We start from the raw sequence: 19,229 nt of genomic DNA on the forward strand, positions 1-19,229 counted from the left end.
ACTATTTCTCAATGGAACAGAAAACAAGTATACTATTGGGTTTCTAGTTACACGATTGAACGACATATGAAATTGTTGCGCGGCTTCCAACATTTTTCTGCTTTTGATAAAGGCGTGGTAGCTACTATTGGTAATTTTGATGGAGTCCATTTAGGGCATCAAAATCTTCTCAAGGCTCTAAAAGATAAAGCAAATCATTTGAATTTGCCTTTAGTCCTCATATTATTCGAACCACAGCCTAGAGAATATTTTCAACAGGAAAAAGCGCCCGCACGACTTTCCAGCTTAAGAGAAAAATTAGAGGTGTTGCGCTCATGTCAGATTGACTACGTTTATTGTATAAAATTTGACAAGGTCCTGGCGCAAACATCCGCAACTGATTTTGCCCTTTCCTATTTATTTTCTGTATTAAATGTGAAACATCTGCTGGTAGGAGAAGATTTCCGCTTTGGCAAAAACAGGGAGGGGGATGTTAGTTTATTAATGAAGCTTGGTTCAGAACAGGCTTGTGATGTCAGTATATATTCAAATTTTTGTATTAATGAAGATCGAATCAGTTCAACCCGAATTAGAATGGCTTTGCAGCATGGAGATCTGTGTAGCGCGGCGGAATTTTTAGGCCGGCCTTACAGCATGTGTGGACGTGTATTGCATGGGGATGGCCGTGGGCGCCAATGGGGAATTCCAACGGCAAATCTTGCCCTGCATCGTACTTCACTGCCTCTACAGGGTGTATTTGTAGTGCAGGTGAAAATTGCTTCTCAAAAAGTGTATGGGGTAGCCAATGTCGGGAGTCGTCCTACGGTAGGGGGCAGCAAGAATATTTTGGAAGTGCATCTATTCGATTTCGATCGTTCACTGTATGGTGAATTATTGCAGGTGTTTTTCTTGCACAAACTGCGGGATGAGGTTAAATTCACTTCAGTGGATGCTTTAATTGCGCAGATTTATAATGATATTGAAGCAGCAAAAGAATTCCTTGGGAATTATGAAACACTTCAATATCAAAATCCGGGTTTTGATTTAAATGCAAGTTGAATGAAAAATATTTTGATGGAATCGAACAAACAAACAGGTTTCGAAATCTTTTTCATTCAAGATGCACTGAAGACGGCTATTTCCTGATGCGGGGGGAATAACCGCTAAAATTTAACGATTTCACAGAGTGAACATATGGCAGAATACAAAGATACATTAAATCTTCCTAACACTTCATTTCCGATGAAGGCAAGCCTAGCTATTCGAGAGCCTGAGTTTTTGGCTGATTGGCAGGCCAAAAAGGTATATGAAAAAATTCGAAAAGCACGGACTGGAAATAAGCGTTTTATTTTGCATGATGGTCCTCCTTATGCAAATGGGCATTTGCATTGTGGACATGCATTAAACAAAATTCTTAAAGACATCATTATCAAATCCAAGACGCTTAGTGGATATGATGCTCCGTTTATCCCGGGTTGGGATTGTCATGGATTACCTATCGAACTGAATGTTGAGAAAAAGATAGGCCGTGTCGGGGATAAGGTATCTGCGAAAGTATTTCGGGAAAAATGCCGTGAATATGCGGCAAGCCAAATTGATATCCAACGCTGCGAATTTCAGCGATTAGGCGTTTTTGGGGACTGGTATAACCCCTATGTGACCATGGATTTTCTTTATGAAGCCAATATAGTCCGTTCCTTGGGTTTAATGATCAAAAACGGTCATCTGCAACAGGGTTTTAAACCGGTGCATTGGTGTATCGATTGTGGCTCTGCTTTAGCTGAAGCAGAGGTTGATTACGACGAAAAGACTTCATCTTCAATAGATGTTGCTTTCTCTGCAGTACAACCTGAGGAATTCATTAATTTATTCCACATAAGAGCAGATATAAAACCCGTTAGTCTTCCTATCTGGACCACTACCCCCTGGACTTTACCTGCGAATGAAGCAGTTTGTTTGCATCCCGCGATTGAGTACTCTTTGGTGGATACTGGGGATTCGTATCTAATCCTTGCCACTGATTTGGTGGAGTCGGCAATGGCTCGTTATGGAATGAGTCAATACACAATCCGCGGCTCGATAAAAGGAAAGTTGCTGGAACATTTAAAATTAAATCATCCTTTTTACAATCGGGTTGTACCGGTGGTCTTAGGGGAACACGTCACTACGGAATCTGGTACTGGTAACGTACATACCGCACCTGCACATGGTCCGGACGATTATTTGGTAGGACAGGCTTATAACCTGCCTTTAATTAATCCCGTTAAAGGAAACGGTTGTTTTGCTGATGATGTTGAATTATTTGCTGGCCTTCATGTTTTAAAGTCTAATGATACTATTTTGAATGTTTTAGCTGAAAAAGGAGTTCTTCTGGCTAAAGACACAATCAGGCACAGCTATCCCCATTGTTGGCGGCATAAATCGCCAATGATCTTTTTAGCAACGCCACAATGGTTTATCTCCATGGATAAAAGTCAGCTCAGACACCATATTATCAGGGAAATAGATAAAGTAACCTGGGTTCCAGATTGGGGTAAGGCTCGGATTGCCAATATGGTTGAAAACAGACCGGACTGGTGTATTTCAAGGCAAAGAGCTTGGGGTACCCCCATGCCTCTATTTGTCCATAATACCACTCGGGAATTACACCCTGATACCCTGGAGCTCATAGAAAAGATTGCTTTACTTATTGAGAAATCAGGTATTGATGCTTGGTTTGAGCTCGATGCAAGGGAATTACTGGGGAATGACGCCGAATTTTACGACAAAATAAATGATACTATGGATGTGTGGTTTGATTCAGGTGTAACCCATTTCTGTGTTTTGAAGCAAAATGAGGCATTGGCTTTCCCTGCAGATATTTATTTTGAGGGCTCTGATCAGCATCGCGGATGGTTTAACTCTTCTTTAACGACTTCAGTGGCGATGTATGGTGTTGCTCCTTATAAAACAGTATTGACCCATGGTTATACTGTGGATGCTGAGGGTAAAAAACTCTCTAAATCCAAAGGGAATTATGTGGCTTTAGACCAGCTTGTCAACCAACATGGTGCTGATATTTTACGTTTGTGGGTGGCTTCTACAGATTATCGACATGAAGTGAGTATTTCCGATGAAATCATCAAACGCAATGCTGATGCTTACCGAAGAATCCGTAATACAGCACGCTTTTTGTTAGCCAATTTATTTGATTTTAACCCGGCTGTCGATTGCGTCCTGGACAAAGACCTGCTGGAGTTAGATAAATGGGCTTTGAAGCGCAGCCAGCTTTTACAAGAAGAAATTATAGAAGCTTATGAAAATTATCAATTTCATATTATTTATCAGAAAATTCATAATTTCTGCGCCGTAGATATGGGAAGTTTTTACCTGGATTTGATTAAAGACAGACAATACACTACTGCAAAAGAAAGCAAGTCCAGACGTTCTTGTCAAACGGCGATGTACCACATTGTGAGGGCATTTACTCTTTGGCTAGCACCTATCTTGTCTTTTACGGCTGAAGAAATTGGACGCTACATACCGGGTTATAGCGAAGAAACAGTGTTTACGGAACACTGGTATGATGGTTGGCCAAAAATAGACAGTGTGAATATGGCGGATTGGGATGAATTGCATTTAATTCGTGATGAAGTCAACAGGGCGTTGGAAGAAACCCGCCAAAAAGGGGAAATTGGCTCCGCTTTAGCAGCTGAAGTGAGTTTATATGCAGATGATAAAGTCCTGCCAAAATTGACTCGCCTGGGTGAAGAGTTACGCTTTTTATTGATAACGTCCGGAGCTACAGTCCATCCCTTGAGTGCGGCTCCAACAGGATTGGCGGCAACTCCCTATGGGGTTTCTATTGCCGTGACAGCAAGCCCATATGAAAAGTGTGCTCGTTGTTGGCACAGACGGCCTGATGTAGGTCAAGATGCTCAGCACCCTGAGTTATGTTTACGCTGTGTCGGCAATATTAGCGGACAAGAGGAAATGAGGCAGTTTATATGAAAAAATGGCCATGGTTTGTACTCAGTTTCATAGTTATTGTTTGTGATCAAGCAAGCAAATACCTGGTAGGTATTTATTTAACTCCGTATAAGCCATTGCCTGTATTTCCCATGTTTAATATTACTCTGGCTTATAATTCTGGAGCAGCTTTCAGTTTTTTAAGCGGTGCCGGAGATTGGCACAGGTGGTTTTTTGCCGGTTTCAGTCTCATTGTGAGTATTATGCTTGGAGTTTGGCTATACCGTACTGCAAGTCAAGCCAAACTGCTTTTAGCTGGCATCAGTTTAATTTTAGGGGGCGCAATTGGTAATCTTTTTGATAGAGCGCTTAACGGCTATGTAATAGACTTTATAGATGTTTATTACAAGCACCATCATTTCGCCACCTTTAATCTTGCCGACAGTGCAATTTGCATCGGTGCGGGATTTTTTTTATTGGACTTGTTGGTTAATAAACAGGATTAATTGTCAGCTTGAATAACACATTTAAGTTGTTTACCGACTTACTTTTCAAGCTCGAACAATTGGATATTCCTTCTCGAGAAGCGCTCTCCCTCTTTTTGTAATTCCCTTTTTTGACTTTGGAGTGTTAAGCCAAAATTCCTGTTGTCAGTGCATTGAGCTGTTTTGCATCCGGATTATGAATGCTCACAGCAGCCACTGCGGGTAAATTGAGAAAATGTTCTGCTTCTTCCCATTCGATTTCGGCAGGAAATAACTTGAGGTGAGGCAGACATTTATTTAATAAAGTACAGAAAGTCAAATCCGCCGGGAAGGGGCGAACATGCTTGTAACCGAGACTCATCACCGCCATTGCTTCAGAGATGGTGGCCACCCCGGGTAAGTAATTAATGGAATAAACGTTTGCTGTTTGTGCAATTGCGGGTAAATAACCAGGGCTGGTGGCAAAATGGACACCGGCTTGATAACAATCTTCTAGTTGTTGGGTGTCAATTACGCTGCCGGCACCAATTTTAAGAGAAGGATAGCGAGCAATTGCCTGGGTTAATATTTTTTGATCGGTTGAGTTGATTTCAACCAAATCGAAACCCGATTCTTTGATTTGTTGTAAACGTTCAAACAAAAAATTGTCTACATCCAGTGATATAATTACAGATTGATTACCCAGTAACTTATCTAAGATCATGGTGAGTCCTACAGTGATGTAAATTTTTTAGTAAACTCTTTCAATTGGGTTAAGACATAAAGTTTAATGTTAGAAGAGTTAAGAGGTATTAGCAAGTAATATAATGATCCTTGTTTGCAGAAATTGTGGGTATGGTTACGAGCACGCGGTAATTTTAACACCCGTAACCAGAGTATTCGAGTAGAATACTCTCAGGTTACATTCGACGCCTGTAAAAAATAATATTACATTGATGGCGCTCTGTCAGGAGCGGAGGGAATATCAGGCTGAGTTTGTTCCCGTTGCGCCAAAGGACTCGGCTCAGCAGTAACACTTGGCTTATAGGCATCCTCAAACTTTGCCATATGCCGGAGAAATCCGTTCATTATTTCATCAGGTACCGGTGTTTTATTTAACGTTTCTTTTAAGTTCAATTTATCTTTCAGTGAGGTTTTTCCTCCGTCAGGACTGAATTTTTTGGCATGTTCTTTGACTGCGGGATCATCAATTTTGTCAACATCATCAAGAAACTTGTTCCACTGATATCCCTTGCCGGATTTATTGGCTGTTTGTTGATTTTGATTTACAGTTTGGACAAATTGAGCTGCCGCTTGAATTTGCAATTGGCTAGGCTTTTGCCCAGGAGTAGAGGTTACATTGGATTGTGTCGGCATTGGGAGTACCAAACCCATATTACCCGGGGTTTTACTTGATTGAGGGCAGGTCATCTGCGGAGATGCATGCTCAAGGGTTGCTTGGTTCGTCAAAGTTTGTTGTGCTTGTGCACGTGCAGATTGCATTAATCTCATTTGGTTTTGCAGCATTGCTGTTTCGGCTTTATTTTCGGCAATACGCGTTTCATTGTGGGTTAATGCATCTTTTTTAGTTTCTTTCACAACATCTTTTACGAGTTGAATATTTTTTTTCTCGCTTTTAAAGGCTTCCCGAGCTTCGTTCCTTATTTTGGGATCTTGCAAATCTTTTTCTGTTTGACCATTTTTTAAAAGATAATAATTCCCATCTTTATCTTTGACTATTTCCTGTTTTTTAGGAATAACAAAAGCAGCTTCTTGATAAGTAGTGGTTTTTCCTTCTGCATCAACGAATTTTTTTCCATCCGTTTTTTTACTGTCACGTATATCGTTTAAGTTTGAGATTTTGGAGGTAATGGCATTGAGCTGGTCTCCTCTTTTGAAAACTTCCTCATCGGATATGCCAGGTTCCATCATACTGTCAGCAATTTTGTCGGCTTCCCCCTGGAGTTTTTTAATCTCAGCATCAATTTCTTCTTCCGTTTTCTCCAGGAAGTCAGGCGCATCCTCCAGGCTATTTTCCATTGCATCATATTTATTCGTAATTAATGTACGTTCCTCTTTTAATTTTTTTGAGCGCTGCTCTAGGGCTGCCTGATCTTTTTCCAGTTGTTTTATTGCTTCATCATAACGTTTGATAGTGTCTTCAGTTTCCTTTTTAGATTCAGGAGCATCTGTTTTTTGCTGAGCTTTTTGCTCATCCTTACGTTTCTTTTCGTTTTGCATTTCAATAATTTCGTTTTGCGCTTTTTGAGCTTCAGCATCATCTTCTTCCATAAGCCACTCAAAAATGGCTCTTCTTCTCTCCTCCATTCTGATTTCTTCCTGGAGTTGCAGCTGCCGCTCTTCCTCAATAGCGCGTTCCAGCATCAATTCAGCACCAATTTCATGGGTTACAGTTTCTCCAGCGGGTGTTAACAAGAAGCGTCTTAAACTATCGGAATCCTGTAGACCAAAAAGGCTTAGGTTTATTGAAGAATTAGGATCATCCCAGGTTACTTTCGACTCTATCGCATCGTCTAATTTTTGGGTTAGAGAATTATATTCAGTTTCTGTAAGCACTTCTGAGAGGTCTTGTTTTGCAATCGTCATATATCTATTTCCTCTTACAGCATATATTAATTATATAATATTGATTAAAAAAACACCAAAATTTAGCTGCTCCAGTCAAGGCATGCTACATACTATAGTTAATTGCTTCGTTTTGGGAAGGAACTTCCATTATACTTTTCGAATTTTTTACTGCAAATATAACTGGATAATGAGATGCAGGGTTATGCTCGTCTGCTAAACCCTGTGATTCCCCGCTTACATCTAAAAGGGCTCTCAACAAACAATGACTGTTTGAGTGGGGGATTAACTCGTACCGTCTGGGATCAGATGAATAGTATTGTGCATCATCTAGAATAAGGTGAGATTGCTGGTCTTCTTTGGCGAATGCCCAATAGTATAAATGCCCGCGTTGGCTTTCTATCCAGGATAAGAGGTTTTGTTTTATTATACCTGCCTCGTTTTCAATCCAGTTGCAAGTCAGAGTTATTCCTTTGGCGCTCGTTGTGAATAAAATGCCTATAGAATTATCCCAGGCTTCACCCAGTGTGCATAGTATATTCCCGGAAACAATACTCAGAATGCGCGATACAGGATCCAAGACAGTAATTCCTAAACGTACAGAAAACGAGATGAAATCAAGAATTGGCAGTAGGATAAAATTTTTTGCCAATTGCAATAAGGGCACGCATAAGCCACGGACACAATTAATGCAGAGATTCGCTAATGGATTATCAGAAAAATGTCCGAATGGCCAACTAAAACCATATAGGGGCGAGAATCTGAAGCTGGCTAACTTGTTAGCAGATGGTGGCCGTGCCGAAAATGAAAGAAATAATTGCCCTATATCCCTGACATGCCCCAGGACTGCAAAAAAGTTAATGACTAAATTCGAAAGTCCACGAAAGGGGACGTGAATAAAAAGCGCACTTGCTTCTATCAATGGAATGGTAAGCAAAGCCAAAATAAAATCCGTGCTGCCTGCAACTATTTGTTTGCTGAAAATTTTAAAAAGACTGCCGCTTTTTTTCCACCCTCTGATTAACCCATTATGAAGGCCGTAATAGTAGCCTTCAAATAAGGGCGCAATGCAGAGTTTTCCCAAGACTACCAAATTTTTGCATAACCATTTACAGGTGCCAAGAAACCAATCATCGCCCGGATGCATTATCGTATCATAGATAGCAGCCCCACCTTTTCCACCCAGGGCAGCATAATTGGTGTAAGGAAATTCTCCCATTTCACGTCCCAGGGAAGGGATCGCCTTAGTTAAACTGTAACCAAGACCAAGTGCCAGAGAAGCGATAATTGCAATTTCGGCTGGGTCTTCCTTGAGGACGCTTACTGCTTCAACAAAAAACTTGTCAAGATTACCCCCGGCTACAACTCCTTGCCAATAGGTTATCGAGGCTGAAATGGCTTCAGAAATTGTACCATGGCTCATCCAGTGTGCTAGTTTTTGGGTTGGCTCAATACCTGCAATCAAACCGTTCAGGTGTAATTTGGTTAAAATTGACTTTAAGAATTCGGGAGCGAGTACTGCACCGCCGCCATAGGCATATGCAGCCATCGCCAGAGTACCAATCAGCGGGTTTTTTTCGCTGACGCCAATAAAAAAACTGGCGATATGACGAATTATTTCCAGGGTTCGATGAAAAGGGTTGTCATAAGCATGAGGACTTGGCGGATGGTTGGCACGTGCAATGATATAGGGACTGTTGCTGATGTGTTCTTTAATGAATTCCTCAAGAGTTTGGCCAGTTTTCAAATAGCCACTATTTTCAAGGGCCAGAATTAGCGATTTTCTCTCTTTTGCATGATGCTTGGGTTGTTTCTGCAACTCTGCGGACGTTTTTGGAGAGAGGTGTGTCTCATGAATATGGTTCAAAAAATCTTCGTGTAATTGATGAATAAATTGAGCCATGCTTTGATAGAATTTAGAGAAAAATCTGGGAAAACGCGAAATAAACGCATTAAGTTTAAGGCCGACCCGCTCGGGTAAATAAAGATGACGCTTACTGATTTGTCCTAAAACATATAAATCTTGTCCTTCTGGTAATGGATAGAAAAGCCCCTCGTGAATAAAATAACGTAATTGCACCAATTTAGTTTCTTGTCTTATCAGGAGTAGCTGCTTGCTGGCAATAATTGCCCAGCTGTCACACGGCATTTGAGTAATTATTTTTTTTGCTTTCCTCTCACTCTCTGCAAGTATGGGGTCGCTGGAATTGTTTAGCAGTTGGGTTACCAGGGTTTTTAAATCGGAAAACCCTTTTTGAGGAAATCCTTGCAGTCGGTAATATGGGGTTATTTGCGTGATAGTTAGTCCATCCAAGCGTTGGGCTACCTCTGTTTTATGCTGGGGCTTGGCATTCATTGCCAAATAATCAATCCAATCTTGCCCATCTCTCCATAATTTCTGAAAAAAAGCTGCTAGTTGGGCAAATCTGTTTGCAGGAATATCACTTAAGCCCACAGCCTTTGGTAATTTGTAATACTCGCAAATTACTCTTAAAGCATCATCCAAATCCTTGTTGTTCGCGCCGATATGGATTTCACTATCCCAAACAAGACAAGGGTTTTTTTCCCTATGGTTTTTTAAAATACGGCTAAAGTCCATTTGATCTTGACGGGAAACCGAATAAACACGATTAAACGAATAATGTTGGGCCGCTTTATGAGATTCGTAAAGGATTTCTCCCAGAAAACCTTCCGATACCAGTGGAGTAGTAGTTGAGATTAACCGGTTTTGACTGGAGCAGTACCCTATTATATTAATTACCTTCCTTCGGAGTACCTCATGTCCTTCATGATCCTGGCTGTTTAGCTTGCGCTCTTCTTTCAATAATTTTTTTAATGAATTGATGCATTCATTTGCAAGGTGCAGCTTTTGTTCCTGGGCTGGAGTCAAGGGCAGGCTATAACTTGCGGAGCGTATCCGGTAGCGATGAACTTTATTGATGATGTTAGCCACCAAAGAAGAAGACCGTTCTCCCGGAAGAAGTTCAATGAGATCCGCCTGATGAGTAAATAACATAAGCTGCACTGTTTTCTTATCATGGTTGGCGATTAAGCGCAGTCTGTCGCCTCCGGGGAGGAGATATTCCATATTATAATGACCATACAGTACGGCGCCGGCTTCATAACTGAATGGACTGCCGGTAATGGTAGGGAGTGCTTGATGACTGAAGGGGGTTATAGTTAAGGGAACGATAATTTGCGTGTGCCCTTTTGTTGTTACAAAATCCGACATTGGAACCCTCCTTTGTTCACATACTGCACAGGATACTTTGTTTTTTAGTGAAATATCAATAGGACTGACTTATAAACTGGAAATTTTATAGTCCCACTGATAAAATGTTTTAAAAATAAACAGGAATCTATTTTAATGATTAGTTATTGTGGTTATATCGCTTTGGTTGGTCGACCTAATGTAGGTAAATCAACACTTCTCAATTGTATTTTGCAACAAAAAGTTAGCATTACCTCAAGAAAGCCACAAACAACCCGGCACAGTATTCTGGGAATTCGTACCGAGGGGGATTATCAGTTCGTTTATGTGGATACCCCCGGAATTCATCAGGGGAATAAGAAAGCAATGAATCGTATGATGAATAAAACAGCGATTAGTGTATTGCGTGATGTGGATGTGATTGCTTTTTTAGTGGATGGAACTCATTGGCAAGAGGAAGACGAGTACGTTTTGAGCTTGATAAAACAAGCTAAAGTGCCCTGTATTTTGGTAGTGAATAAAGTAGATAAAATAGAGGATAAGACTCAGTTGTTACCCTGGATAGAGAAAATAAGCCAAAAATTTGAATTCGCGGCGATTATTCCCATATCTGCAAAAACAGGGGTTCAGGTTGATGAGTTGCAAAATAAATTACAGAATTATCTACCTGAAGGACCTCATTTGTTCCCTGATGATCAATTGACAGATCGTTCCATCAAATTTTTATGCGCTGAATTGTTGCGGGAAAAAATCTTCCGCTTTTGCGGACAGGAATTACCTTATGCTGTTACAGTAGATATTGAATCCTTTAAGGATGAAGGGTCGCTTGTGCGTATTCATGCATTAATTCTTGTGGATAAAGACAATCATAAGCGTATGATTATTGGGGATAAAGGACAAAAATTAAAGGAAATGGCCACTGGTGCCCGGTTGGATATGGAAAAACTGTTAGGCAAAAAGGTATTCCTGCAGTGCTGGTGCAAGGTAAAATCAGGCTGGTCGGATGATGAGCGAATCTTAAAACAATTAGGCTATGACCACTAAGACAATAGAAGCTTGGGTTTTACACAAGAAATGGACTGGTGATACGAGCGCGCAAGTCAGTTTTTTTACGCGTGAATTAGGATTGATTCAGTGCCTTTACAAAGGAGGGCGCACCCCTAAAAAGCAAGCCCTCCTTCAGCCCTTTACCCCTTTATGGGTAAGTCTGACGGAACGTCATGAGCGATTTTATGCCCAAACTGTTGAAGGTATCTCCCCAACACTCCACCTTGCTGGCAGTTCCCTTTTTTCAGGCTTGTACGTCAACGAAATTCTATATTATGCCCTAAGCCCCAACTATTCTGACCCTGTATTATTTGATTCGTATTTATTTACTTTAAATGGTCTTGCTTTGGCCAGGGAACGATTAATTATGGAAGCGTTGTTACGACGTTTTGAATGGGCCTTACTGCATGCGTGCGGTTATACTTTTTCACTAACGCAAGAAGCAAGAACCGAAAAACTGATTGTTGAAGAATTATATTATCAATTTATTGGGGGCGAAGGCTTTGTTGCCGATAGCAAGGGAATTTCAGGCGCCCATATTCTCGCCTTGGCCCAAGATAACTTAAGTGAGCCCACTTATTTAAAATCAGCAAAAATAATCATGCGCCAAGCAATCGATCATCTTTTGGGTGGACGCGAAATAAAGACAAGGGCTTTGTATTTTACAGAGGCAAAATAAACAAGCTTTTTCTGTTTTAGGGAATCCAGGATACTTAAAAGTTATTCCCTTACTGTCACCTGCATTAGAATATATATTTTTAAGCAACTTGAGTTTAATACAGGATGAACCTTATACTCTTTATTTTATAAGTAAGGTGTAGAATGAAGAAGCCAATATTATTGGGTGTCAATATTGATCATATAGCTACTGTACGCCAGGCACGAGGTACGCGTTATCCCGATCCGGTACAAGCTGCAATAGACGCAGAAGAAGCGGGCGCTGATGGGATTACATTGCACATGAGAGAAGATTTACGCCATATCCAGGCTCGCGATGTGCGGTTGATTAAACAAGTATTACAAACACGAATGAACCTTGAACTGGCAGTGACCGATTCCATGCTTGATTTCGCCGAAGAAATTGTCCCTGAGCATTCCTGTCTGGTTCCAGAAAAGCGTGAAGAGCTGACTACAGAAGGCGGTCTGGATGTTCTTACACACCAAAAATCGGTAGAACATGCGGTAAGGCGTTTGCAAGCGTTGGGGAGTGAAGTATCTTTATTTATCGATCCTGATTGCGAACAAATTAAAGCTGCTGCCGATATTGGTGCGCCAGTGATTGAATTGCATACGGGTTGTTATGCTGATGCGACCCATGTTGAGCAGCAACAGCATGAATTGGAACGGATAAAAGCGGCCGCCGAATATGCAGCCAGTTTGAACCTGATTGTTAATGCTGGCCATGGTCTTAATTATCATAATGTACAACCAATAGCTGCTATAAAAGAACTACATGAACTTAACATAGGCCATGCGATTATTGCTCGAGCTTTATTTTGTGGTATGAAAGAGGCAGTACGACACATGCGTCAACTAATGCAGGAAGCAAGACTTTATGTCAACATCTGACGTTATTGTTATACGGATTACTGGAGATTCAGGGGACGGTGTACAGTTGGTAGGGGAGCAGCTCACTATCAGTGCCGCCCTAACGGGTCGTGATGTGCGTACTTTACCTGATTTTCCAGCCGAAATACGAGCCCCGGCAGGAACAGTAGGCGGCGTTTCCGGTTTTCAGCTGGCTATGGCTGAGCATGCTATTTTTACTGCAGGCGAATCACTGGATGTACTCGTTGCTTTAAATCCCGCTGCATTAAAGAATTCCCTGCAACATCTCAACCAAGGTGGTTTACTGATCATCAATGAAGACAGTTACCAGGAGAAAGATTGGCAAAAGGCAGGGGTGGATAAGAGTTTTCTTGATAATTGCGCCGAGCATTATCAAATTATTTCATTCCCTTTAATTACCCAGACCTTGCAAGCTGTATCTGCGCTTGAATTAACCAAGCCACAGGCTTCCAAAACGAAAAATTTTTATGTGTTGGGTTTGGTGCTGTGGTTATTTGATTTACCAACCACGGCGTGTGAAGCATTTATTGCAAAAAAATTCAAGACCAACCCTGTAATCGCCGAGGCTAATCAACTGGCTTTATTGGCCGGTTACAATTATGGAATGACTTTAGAACTCACGCGCCGCGACTATATGTTAGGTGAAGTAAATCGTGATAAAGGGGAATATCGGCAAATTACAGGTGTTGAAGCAGTAGGCTTGGCTCTTGCCGCACTTGCTACTTCAACACAAGTGCCTATGCTGGTTTCGGGATACCCGATTACTCCTTCCTCAGCAATACTCCATGAATGCGCGCGTCTAGCGGATTATGGGGTGCAATTATTGCAAGCAGAAGATGAAATTGCTGCAATTTGTGCCTGTATTGGTGCTGCATATGGCGGAAGGCTGGCTTTAACAACCACATCAGGCCCAGGCCTGGATTTAAAAAGCGAAAGCCTTGGTTTGGCAGTAGTGGCTGAATTACCTTTAGTTTTGCTTGATGTACAACGTGCAGGAGCATCAACCGGGCTACCAACTAAAACAAGTCAAAGTGATTTAATGCAGGCGCTCTACGGACGTCATGGGGAAGCGCCATTACCCGTATTGGCAGCTCAATCTGCTGCAGATTGCTTTGATACAGTTTTAGAAGCATTTTGTTTTGCTATCAAATACATGACTCCGGTAATTGTTTTACTGGATGCTTATCTGGCAAACGCTGCAGAGCCTTGGAAAATACCAGAGGTTAACTCTTTAAAACTTCCTCAAATTGAATTTAATCGTTTTCCCAAGCCATTCACCCGGGATGAATTTTTAAGTCGCAGCTGGAACAAACCAGGGACTCCTGGGTTTATCCACCAATTGGGGGGCCTGGAAAAACAAGGTGAAGAAGGCCGAGTAAGCTATGATGCGGAAAACCATCAGAAAATGGTTCATTTACGCCAGCAGAAAATTAAAGGTATTGCCCGAGAATATACCCCTTTGGCAATTGAAGGTGACGTGGATGCATCAATCCTTTTAATAGGCTGGGGAAGTACTTATGGCAGCTTGAAGTCTGCAGTTTCACAATGTCTGGAACAAGGATTGGCAATAGCTTATGTGCATTTACGCCACCTAAATCCTTTGCCGGATGATTTAGGAAATATTTTAAGAAAATACCGTACCGTATTAGTTGCCGAATTAAATTCAGGCCACCTGTGTCAGATTATCCGTGCCACCTATTTGGTCGATGCGCGAGCAATAAGCCAGTCGAATGGTCAGCCTTTCACAGTCAGTCATCTGGTGCAAACTATAAAAGTGGAAGCCAATTATGAGCAATAACTATAAGCGTGAAGATTTTGCCAATGCAAATGAAGTTCGTTGGTGTCCTGGATGCGGTGATTATGCCATTTTAATGGCCCTGCAAAAAATTCTGCCTGATTTGGGATTGCCTCCGGAACAGCATGTTTTTGTTTCAGGAATAGGATGTGCAGGGAGATTACCTTATTACATGAATACTTATGGTTTCCACACCATTCATGGCCGGGCTACAGCAGTTGCAACCGGATTAAAAGTCCTTCGTGAGGATCTGTGTGTTTGGGTAATTACTGGAGATGGGGATGCTTTAAGCATTGGTGGTAACCATTTGCTTCATATTTTGCGCCGAAATGTAAATGTGAATATTTTGCTATTCAATAACCAGGTTTATGGGTTAACAAAAGGACAATTTTCACCCACATCACAAAAGGGGCAAGTAACCAAAACATCTCCCAAGGGGGTAACTAACGAGCCAGTTAATCCACTTACTTTGGCTTTAGCAGCCGGCGCTGGTTTTGTAGCACGCGCTGTTGACAAAGATCCCGTTCATTTAGGGTCTCTGTTAAAGAAAGCCCAGGAACATCAAGGCTGTTCTTTTGTAGAAATTTACCAGGATTGTAATATTTTTAACCATGGTGCTTTTGATGAGTTTGCGTTAAAAAGTAATCGGGCTCAAAACACCGTCTTATTGGAAGAAGGACAACCCCTGCTATTTGGTGCACAGAAAGAAAAAGCCTTACAGTTACAAGGCGAGCAATTCGTCCATGTCTCTGCGGAAGAGGGGAGTTACCGACATAATGCAGGGAGTTTTACTGAAGCAATGCGTCTTGCGTCTTTATCTTTTCCTGAACATCCAGTTCCTTTAGGGGTTTATTATCAAAAAAAGCGGGATTTGTTTGCTCTTCCCCAAGAGATAAGAAAGACTGTAAATGATTTACCTGAGCTGTTTCGAGCTAAAGCTACCTGGCACCAAAACTAGAGGTTTTCCTGAAGTGCAACAGCAAGCGAATAAAGCCTGTTCTAAATAGTCCCAGACATATCCCATTGTGCCTGGCTGCTTGCAGTCAGGGAGCGCATAAAGAACAACATCCTGGTTGCGAGCAACCAGGAGGCCTCAACCAGGGGGTAAAAAATAAACTATTTGGACGCCTGGAGGATATATTACTTTTGGCTATAACTTGAGGTTTAGATAAAAAAAATCCCGGCAAAAAAACAACCGGGATTCAGGTAGAGGAGAACGATAACTAGTCACGGCCTGAAAACGCGCTTAATATATTAAGCAAGCTGACGAACAAGTTATAAATTGATACAAAAAGACCAACTGTAGCGGAAATATAATTGGTTTCACCTTCATGAATAATCGCACTGGTTTGCATGAGGATTAAACCTGAAGAAATAAGGATAAAAGCAGCTGAGATGGCTAATTGTAAAGCTGGCATTTGAATGAAAATTCCCGCAATCATCGCCAATAAAACAACCATCATAGCCACAAAGAGAAATCCTCCAAGGAAGCTGAAATCTTTTTTGGTGGTTAAGGCATAACCGGATAATGCAAAGAAAATGATACCGGTACCGCCAAGGGCAGTGGCTATTAATTGGGGTCCATTAGAAAAGTTGCTTATGTAAAAATTAAGGACTGGGCCTAAGGTATACCCCAGGAAACCGGTAAAGGCAAAAACACTGACTAATCCCCATACACTGTTTCTTAATGCTTGGGTCAAAAACATTAAACCATAAACGCCAACTATCATGAGAAGAGGATTCATGGGGCGTGCGCCGCTTGCAAGCGATAAAAATGCCATAAACCCACTAAATATAAATGTCAGACCTAATAACAGATAAGTATTGCGTAGTACCTTATTGCTCGAAAGTACTGACTCACGTTGGGTGAGCACGGTAACATTATTTCGGTTCATTGTTTGAAGCTCCTCTATGTTTATACTAAGTCTAGCATATCTATGGGTTAGTTTCCTACATTTCAAGATCAAAACAAAGTATTTTTGTTTTGCGGTTCCCTAGTACTATAGTAGTATTATGAGTAAATTAAAATAGAACGCGTAACGCTCGGTTTATGCGAAATATTTTGGATGTTTTTAAATCTCAATCCAGGATCGATTATGGCACGGGCAGCATTGGTACAAATGGTTTCTTCGGCAAATACAGCTGAGAATTTGCAACAGGCGGAACAACTCCTGAAACAAGCCCGTGATAATGAGGCTGATCTTGTGCTGTTGCCTGAAAATTTTGCCTTTATGGGACTTCATGAGCAGGATAAATTAGCGATAAGTGAAGTTTATGGGGTTGGTCCAATACAAGAACGGCTCAGCCGATTAGCAAAAGAATTACGCTTGTGGGTCATTGCGGGTACTATTCCTCTTAAAAGTAACGGTTCAAAAGTTCGCGCCAGTTGCTTGGTTTATGATGATCAAGGTAAATGTGCAGCACGCTATGATAAAATTCATTTATTTGACGTCAAAGTTTCCTCAGGAGAGGCCTATCAGGAATCAATGTCCATTGAAAGGGGGCATGACCTGGCTTTGGTAGAAACTCCAATTGGCAAAATAGGATTGACTGTTTGTTATGACTTGCGTTTTCCGGAACTTTATCAACTGCTTATGCTCGAAGGTGCGCAATTGTTTACAGTTCCTTCTGCGTTTACCGCGGTAACTGGTCTTGCCCATTGGGAGATATTGCTACGCGCACGTGCGATTGAAAATCTTTGTTATGTTTTGGCAGCAAATCAGGGGGGGCAACACGAAAACGGACGTTCTACTTTTGGCCACAGCATGATAATTGATCCTTGGGGACGTATATTGACCCAAAAAGAAAAGGGTCCTGGAATCGTAGTGGCAGATATCGATTTACACAATCAGAAGGAATTACGTCAAAACTTCCCCTGTTTGGATCATCATGTATTAAACTTATAAAGAATAGAGTTTTCTCTTTATTCCACAATATCAGTGCTTATTTTTATTGAAAGGTAATTATTAAATGACAGAAGCCCTTACTACAGCAAAAAAAATCTTACTAGCTCCTGCAGCATTAGATGAAACGGGTATAGAAAAATTATTTAGAACCATGATGAGTCACCATATTGATGACGCAGATCTTTATTTCCAAAGTTGCAGCTACGAATCCTGGTATTTGGAAGACTCTGTAGTGAAAAGCGGTAGTTTTTCCTTAGATAGAGGTGTTGGCATTCGAGCAGTTAGTGGTGATAAAACCGGCTTTGCCTATTGTGATGACATTTTGTTACCTTCGATGTTGCGAGCGGCTGATGCGGCGCGCTCTATTGCATTAACTGGATCCAAACCCATTCAATCCATTCATGTTAAAGGCGCTGCCATAACCCGCTATCAAGGATTAAATCCTATTGAAGGCATGAGTAAACAAGAAAAAATTGCCTTATTAGAGGCGATTGATAAAGAAGCCCGCCGTATTGATCCGCGTGTAATCCAGGTTAATGCTTCACTAAGTGGTTGTTATGAAGTCGTTATGGTGGCTGGGATGCATGGGCAAATGATTGCGGATGTCAGGCCATTGGTAAGTATTAATGTGAGCGTTATTGTGGAAGATAAGAATGGGAAACGGGAATCTGCCCGCTCTGGAGGGGGTGGCCGCGTACCTTACTCCTATTTTCTCGAAAAGGAGAATGCCTTAAGTTATGCACGTGAAGCAGTGCGCGAAGCTTTGATAAATCTTGAAGCACAACCTGCACCTGCGGGAACAATGCCTGTGGTTTTGGGACCAGGTTGGCCGGGTGTTTTATTGCATGAGGCAGTAGGTCATGGTTTGGAAGGGGATTTTAATCGTAAGGGATTATCTGCATTTTCAGGGCGTATTGGTCAACAAGTCGCAGCGCCTGGGGTTACAGTGGTGGACGACGGTACTCTGAAAGACCGACGGGGTTCTATTACAATTGATGATGAGGGAACTCCCTCTCAATGCACCACTTTGATTGAGAATGGTATTTTAGTGAATTACATGCAAGATAAACTGAATGCCAAATTAATGGGCATGCAATCTACAGGGAATTGCCGTCGAGAATCTTATGCCCATGTACCCATGCCCAGAATGACAAATACCTACATGCTGGCGGGACAGCATGATCCCGAGGAAATTATTCGTTCCGTGCAGCGGGGCTTATATGCGGTTAATTTTGGTGGAGGGCAAGTTGATATTACTTCGGGCCAATTTGTATTCTCTGCCAGCGAAGCCTATCTCATTGAAAATGGAAAAATTACTGCCCCTGTCAAAGGAGCAACTTTGATTGGTAATGGACCGGATGTGATGAAAAAAATCAGCATGATTGGCAATGATTTGGGACTGGATCGGGGAATAGGAGTTTGCGGTAAAGAAGGACAATCCGTTCCGGTTGGCGTAGGTCAACCTACTTTAAAAATAGATGCGTTGACAGTAGGTGGGACAAGTTAAAATCCCTCATAAGTAATCGCAGGCGACAGGATTCCTTGTTTGTCTGCCTGCCCTTAAGAAGTTTGCTATTTAACATTCATAGTAGTAGCATCCCATTTCAATATTTATGAAATATATTGTTATAGTTCATAAAGTTAGAATTATGGAATGGCCGCTTTATTCAATTAAGGCTGCCAGTTCCATCTCTTGTTTTGTAAAAAATTTAGTTCAAAAATAA

14 protein-coding genes are annotated in these 19,229 nt (G+C 41.5%); 10 read left to right on the top strand and 4 right to left on the bottom strand.

Annotated features, from left to right (window positions below; genetic code table 11):
* Positions 1–66 precede the first annotated feature (66 nt).
* The 3 genes from ribF to lspA all read left to right on the top strand — a co-directional run bounded on the left by ribF (position 67) and on the right by lspA (position 4,433).
* The gene (ribF, locus tag KYQ_RS02675) at positions 67–1,038 is read left to right on the top strand and encodes a bifunctional riboflavin kinase/FAD synthetase (RefSeq protein ID WP_019349619.1); all 972 of its coding nucleotides are present in this window, start codon (positions 67–69) and stop codon (positions 1,036–1,038) included.
* Positions 1,039–1,173: 135 nt separating this feature from the next.
* A complete protein-coding gene (gene ileS, locus KYQ_RS02685; RefSeq protein ID WP_019349620.1) occupies positions 1,174–3,969 on the top strand; it encodes an isoleucine--tRNA ligase in 2,796 nt (931 codons plus the stop codon).
* Entirely contained in the window at positions 3,966–4,433 is a 468-nt protein-coding gene (gene lspA / locus KYQ_RS02690) for a signal peptidase II (protein ID WP_010654092.1), read from the top strand. Before ileS ends, lspA begins: the two co-directional genes overlap by 4 nt.
* Before the next feature lie 124 nt (positions 4,434–4,557).
* Here the strand turns inward: lspA and KYQ_RS02695 are convergent, their stop codons facing one another.
* The 3 genes from KYQ_RS02695 to KYQ_RS02705 form a co-directional block, all read right to left on the bottom strand.
* Positions 4,558–5,115: a bifunctional 4-hydroxy-2-oxoglutarate aldolase/2-dehydro-3-deoxy-phosphogluconate aldolase gene (locus tag KYQ_RS02695; RefSeq protein ID WP_010654091.1), complete on the bottom strand. Its 558-nt coding sequence runs from the start codon at positions 5,113–5,115 to the stop codon at positions 4,558–4,560.
* Between the two features lie 224 nt (positions 5,116–5,339).
* Entirely contained in the window at positions 5,340–6,998 is a 1,659-nt protein-coding gene (locus KYQ_RS02700) for a coiled-coil protein (protein WP_010654090.1), read from the bottom strand.
* Between the two features lie 85 nt (positions 6,999–7,083).
* Positions 7,084–10,209 carry a hypothetical protein gene (locus tag KYQ_RS02705; RefSeq protein ID WP_019349621.1) on the bottom strand — a complete coding sequence of 1,042 codons (3,126 nt, stop codon included), beginning with the start codon at positions 10,207–10,209 and terminating at the stop codon, positions 7,084–7,086.
* A gap of 135 nt (positions 10,210–10,344) precedes the next feature.
* On the opposite strand from KYQ_RS02705, the gene era reads away from it, so the two are divergent.
* The 5 genes from era (at position 10,345) to KYQ_RS02730 (ending at position 15,557) form a co-directional block, all read left to right on the top strand.
* The gene (era, locus tag KYQ_RS02710) at positions 10,345–11,232 is read left to right on the top strand and encodes a GTPase Era (protein WP_010654088.1); all 888 of its coding nucleotides are present in this window, start codon (positions 10,345–10,347) and stop codon (positions 11,230–11,232) included.
* Positions 11,222–11,914, top strand: coding sequence for a DNA repair protein RecO (gene recO, locus KYQ_RS02715; protein ID WP_010654087.1), 693 nt, complete (start codon positions 11,222–11,224; stop codon positions 11,912–11,914). The genes era and recO overlap by 11 nt, the downstream gene beginning before the upstream one ends.
* 143 nt (positions 11,915–12,057) lie before the next feature.
* Complete coding sequence (pdxJ, locus tag KYQ_RS02720) at positions 12,058–12,804, top strand: pyridoxine 5'-phosphate synthase (protein WP_010654086.1); 747 nt, start codon at positions 12,058–12,060, stop codon at positions 12,802–12,804.
* A complete protein-coding gene (locus tag KYQ_RS02725) occupies positions 12,791–14,602 on the top strand; it encodes a 2-oxoacid:acceptor oxidoreductase subunit alpha (protein ID WP_010654085.1) in 1,812 nt (603 codons plus the stop codon). Before pdxJ ends, KYQ_RS02725 begins: the two co-directional genes overlap by 14 nt.
* Positions 14,592–15,557 (top strand): 2-oxoacid:ferredoxin oxidoreductase subunit beta, encoded by a 966-nt coding sequence (locus tag KYQ_RS02730; protein WP_019349622.1) that lies wholly within the window; start codon positions 14,592–14,594, stop codon positions 15,555–15,557. The genes KYQ_RS02725 and KYQ_RS02730 overlap by 11 nt, the downstream gene beginning before the upstream one ends.
* 265 nt (positions 15,558–15,822) lie before the next feature.
* Here KYQ_RS02730 and KYQ_RS02735 read toward each other — a convergent pair whose 3' ends face one another.
* Complete coding sequence (locus KYQ_RS02735; protein WP_010654083.1) at positions 15,823–16,494, bottom strand: Bax inhibitor-1/YccA family protein; 672 nt, start codon at positions 16,492–16,494, stop codon at positions 15,823–15,825.
* Positions 16,495–16,695: 201 nt separating this feature from the next.
* On the opposite strand from KYQ_RS02735, the gene KYQ_RS02740 reads away from it, so the two are divergent.
* Both KYQ_RS02740 and tldD read left to right on the top strand, forming a co-directional pair.
* Positions 16,696–17,505, top strand: a complete 810-nt coding sequence (locus KYQ_RS02740) for a carbon-nitrogen hydrolase family protein (protein WP_010654082.1) — start codon at positions 16,696–16,698, stop codon at positions 17,503–17,505.
* Between the two features lie 64 nt (positions 17,506–17,569).
* The gene (tldD, locus tag KYQ_RS02745; RefSeq protein WP_010654081.1) at positions 17,570–19,012 is read left to right on the top strand and encodes a metalloprotease TldD; all 1,443 of its coding nucleotides are present in this window, start codon (positions 17,570–17,572) and stop codon (positions 19,010–19,012) included.
* Positions 19,013–19,229: the final 217 nt, after the last annotated feature.

The organism is Fluoribacter dumoffii NY 23 (assembly GCF_000236165.1).
GTDB lineage: Bacteria > Pseudomonadota > Gammaproteobacteria > Legionellales > Legionellaceae > Legionella > Legionella dumoffii.

What these genes read in the sequence shown, in the direction of transcription:
- ileS (WP_019349620.1), top strand. Translation starts at nt 1,174, where the DNA reads ATGGCAGAATACAAAGATACATTAAATCTTCCTAACACTTCATTTCCG.
- era (WP_010654088.1), top strand. Translation starts at nt 10,345, where the DNA reads ATGATTAGTTATTGTGGTTATATCGCTTTGGTTGGTCGACCTAATGTA.
- ribF (WP_019349619.1), top strand. Translation starts at nt 67, where the DNA reads ATGAAATTGTTGCGCGGCTTCCAACATTTTTCTGCTTTTGATAAAGGC.
- pdxJ (WP_010654086.1), top strand. Translation starts at nt 12,058, where the DNA reads ATGAAGAAGCCAATATTATTGGGTGTCAATATTGATCATATAGCTACT.
- KYQ_RS02740 (WP_010654082.1), top strand. Translation starts at nt 16,696, where the DNA reads ATGGCACGGGCAGCATTGGTACAAATGGTTTCTTCGGCAAATACAGCT.
- KYQ_RS02730 (WP_019349622.1), top strand. Translation starts at nt 14,592, where the DNA reads ATGAGCAATAACTATAAGCGTGAAGATTTTGCCAATGCAAATGAAGTT.
- KYQ_RS02735 (WP_010654083.1), bottom strand. Translation starts at nt 16,494, where the DNA reads ATGAACCGAAATAATGTTACCGTGCTCACCCAACGTGAGTCAGTACTT.
- recO (WP_010654087.1), top strand. Translation starts at nt 11,222, where the DNA reads ATGACCACTAAGACAATAGAAGCTTGGGTTTTACACAAGAAATGGACT.
- lspA (WP_010654092.1), top strand. Translation starts at nt 3,966, where the DNA reads ATGAAAAAATGGCCATGGTTTGTACTCAGTTTCATAGTTATTGTTTGT.
- tldD (WP_010654081.1), top strand. Translation starts at nt 17,570, where the DNA reads ATGACAGAAGCCCTTACTACAGCAAAAAAAATCTTACTAGCTCCTGCA.
- KYQ_RS02725 (WP_010654085.1), top strand. Translation starts at nt 12,791, where the DNA reads ATGTCAACATCTGACGTTATTGTTATACGGATTACTGGAGATTCAGGG.
- KYQ_RS02695 (WP_010654091.1), bottom strand. Translation starts at nt 5,115, where the DNA reads ATGATCTTAGATAAGTTACTGGGTAATCAATCTGTAATTATATCACTG.
- KYQ_RS02700 (WP_010654090.1), bottom strand. Translation starts at nt 6,998, where the DNA reads ATGACGATTGCAAAACAAGACCTCTCAGAAGTGCTTACAGAAACTGAA.
- KYQ_RS02705 (WP_019349621.1), bottom strand. Translation starts at nt 10,209, where the DNA reads ATGTCGGATTTTGTAACAACAAAAGGGCACACGCAAATTATCGTTCCC.